The 1,609-nt window shown below is 62.3% G+C and carries 2 protein-coding genes; both read left to right on the forward strand.

What is annotated here, in order from left to right; genetic code table 11:
- A partial coding sequence (gene glnT, locus EN781_RS32145) for a type III glutamate--ammonia ligase (protein WP_127400707.1) occupies nt 1–1,186 on the forward strand: 1,186 nt, incomplete at its 5' end.
- A 94-nt stretch (nt 1,187–1,280) separates the two neighbouring features.
- A partial coding sequence (locus EN781_RS32150) for an FAD-dependent oxidoreductase (protein WP_127400708.1) occupies nt 1,281–1,609 on the forward strand: 329 nt, incomplete at its 3' end.

Genomic DNA, 1,609 nt, shown 5'->3' on the forward strand with positions numbered 1-1,609 from the left:
GCAGAAGGACGGCGCGGGATTTGCCGGCTTCGCCACATGGCTCGATCTCACCCCGGCGCATCCGGACATGCTGGCGGTGCCGGATCCAGCCTCGGTCATACAGTTGCCGTGGAAGCCGGAGGTCGCCTGGGTCGCCGCCAATTGCATCATGGACGACAAGGAGGTCGGCCAGGCACCGCGCAACACGCTGAAGCGGGTGATCGAAGAGGCCGCACGCGACGGCATGCATGTCAAGACCGGCGTCGAGGCGGAGTTCTTCCTGATCTCGCCGGACGGCAAGGCGATCTCCGACGAATACGATACAGCCTCAAAGCCCTGCTACGACCAGCAGGCGGTGATGCGCCGCTACGACGTCATCGCCGAGATCTGCGACCACATGCTGGCGCTGGGCTGGGGCCCCTACCAGAACGACCATGAGGATGCCAACGGCCAGTTCGAGATGAACTGGACATTCGACCATGCGCTTGCGACCGCCGACAAGCACTCCTTCTTCAAATTCATGGTGAAGTCGATTGCCGAAAAGCACGGCCTGCGCGCGACGTTCATGCCCAAGCCCTTCCAGGGCCTGACCGGCAATGGCTGCCATGCGCATATCTCGGTGTGGGACGAGACCGGCAAGACCAATGTCTTCGCCGACAATGCGATGGAGCTCGGCCTTTCCGCCAAGGGCAGGAACTTCCTTGGCGGCATCATGAAGCATGCCTCGGCACTTGCGGCGATCACCAACCCGACGGTCAATTCCTACAAGCGCATCAATGCGCCGCGCACGATTTCTGGCGCGACCTGGGCACCGAACACGGTGACATGGACCGGCAACAACCGCACCCACATGGTGCGCGTGCCAGGCCCGGGCCGTTTCGAGCTGCGCCTGCCCGACGGTGCAGCCAACCCGTATCTGCTGCAGGCCGTCATCATCGCTGCCGGTCTCGATGGCATCCGCTCGAAGGCCGACCCGGGCAAACGCTACGACATCGACATGTACCAGTTCGGCCATACCGTGACGGATGCGCCGAAACTGCCGCTCAACCTGCTCGACGCGCTGCGCGAGTTCGACAATGACAAATCGCTGAAGGCGGCGCTGGGTGAGGAATTCTCGTCGGCTTACCTAAAGCTGAAGCAGCAGGAATGGAATTCCTATGCTTCGCACTTCACGCAGTGGGAGCGCGACCACACGCTGGATATCTGAAGCATCGGACCGAAAAGTGCGAAGCGGTTTTCGGACGAATCCGATGCGTTAAGGAAGACCATCAGCGCGATGCGAGCGAGCTCGGAATGACTTTATGAAATACTCGATCTTCTCGCTCGCCCGCGCCGCCCTCTCCGGCCACAAGAACTGGCAGCGCACCTGGCGCGACGCCAGCCCGAAGGGCCGCTACGATGTGGTGATCATCGGCGGCGGCGGCCACGGGCTGGCGACGGCATGGTTCCTCGCCAGCGAGTTCGGCATCCGCAACGTCGCGGTGCTGGAAAAAGGCTGGATCGGCTCCGGCAACGCCGGCCGTAACACCACCATCATCCGCTCCAACTACGGCCTGCCCGGCAATACCGGCTTCTACGAATTGTCGATGAGGCTGTGGGAACGGATGGAGCAGGACCTCAACTACAACGC

This window comes from Mesorhizobium sp. M4A.F.Ca.ET.090.04.2.1 (genome assembly GCF_003999085.1).
Taxonomy (GTDB): domain Bacteria; phylum Pseudomonadota; class Alphaproteobacteria; order Rhizobiales; family Rhizobiaceae; genus Mesorhizobium.